The organism is Novosphingobium sp. FG90 (assembly GCF_057808725.1).
Genome location: NZ_JBMDIO010000106.1, coordinates 1 through 1,058, shown reverse-complemented (window position 1 = coordinate 1,058; position 1,058 = coordinate 1). Strand labels below are relative to the sequence as shown.

Here is a 1,058-nt window from a genome sequence, read left to right as displayed (position 1 = left end):
TTAGAGCGGTTTTCGATCAGTCCGGATCATATCCACACGACTTGAAGTAATTGGCGCATTCGCGCGGCTGGAAGATGTCGACGAGCCGGCCGATCAGTGCCCAGAGGCCGCTTACTGTCCGCTCACCGATCTTCCTGAGCATGGCCTTGAGCTTGGAGAAGGCCTTCTCGATGGGGTTGAAGTCGGGGCTGTAGGGCGGGAGGAAGCGCAAGGTTGCGCCAGCTGCTTCGATCAACTCGCGCACCGAAGCACGCTTGTGGCTCGACAGATTGTCCATGACGACGACATCGCCGGGCCGCAGTTCGGGGACGAGCACCTGAGTGACATAGGCTTCGAACCAGTCGCCGTTGATCGGCCCGTCGAGCACCATCGGTGCAACCATGCCGGTCATGCGCAGTGCCGCGACCAGCGTGGTCGTCTTGCGGTGACCGTGCGGGAAGCCCATCCGCAGGCGCTGGCCCCTGGTGCAGCGGCCATGGCTGCGGGTCATATTGGTCGCGGTCCAGGTTTCGTCGATGAACACGAGCCGCTCGGGATCGAGATCAAGCTGGCCATCGAACCATTCATGCCGCTGGCTCAAGACGTCGGGGCGGTCCTGCTCGATCGCATGGCCAGTCTTTTTTTGCGCGTCATTGCGTGACGAACGAAGAAGCGGTGAAGCCCGGCCACCGAGACGTGCAGGCCGAGCTCGATCAGCGCCAGGCGCAGTTCCTCAAGCGAGATGTCCTTGCGCGCCTCCCACACCGCGAGGATATCTGCTCGCCGCTCCTCGATCCGGCGCGAGCGCATGTCGCCACCCTGAGGCTTGGGAGCAAAGCTGCCGGTCCTGCGCCGCTGATCCTGCCAGCGGATCGCCGTCGACGGCGCGACACCAAAGCGAGCCGCCGCAGCACGGCAACTCATCCCCTCATCAATCGCCGCCAGAAGCCGCCTGCGCAAATCCATCGATAGAGGTTGGCCCATCCATGCCGGCCTCCTTCACCAGCACGGATTCTGAATCAGAAATCACGCCCGGTGGGAATCCCCGAATGACTCATAGCGGTCGAAAACCGCTCTAA

General features: G+C 62.7%; 1 protein-coding gene. It reads right to left on the bottom strand.

Annotated elements, in window-relative coordinates; genetic code table 11:
• Window positions 1–16: 16 nt before the first annotated feature.
• Window positions 17–963 (bottom strand): IS630 family transposase gene (locus tag ACODRZ_RS26725; protein WP_155188001.1). Its coding sequence is split into 2 segments (ribosomal slippage): window positions 17–627 and window positions 627–963, totalling 948 coding nucleotides; the frame shifts between segments, so codons are not numbered across the junction.
• Between the last annotated feature and the right edge of the window lie 95 nt (window positions 964–1,058).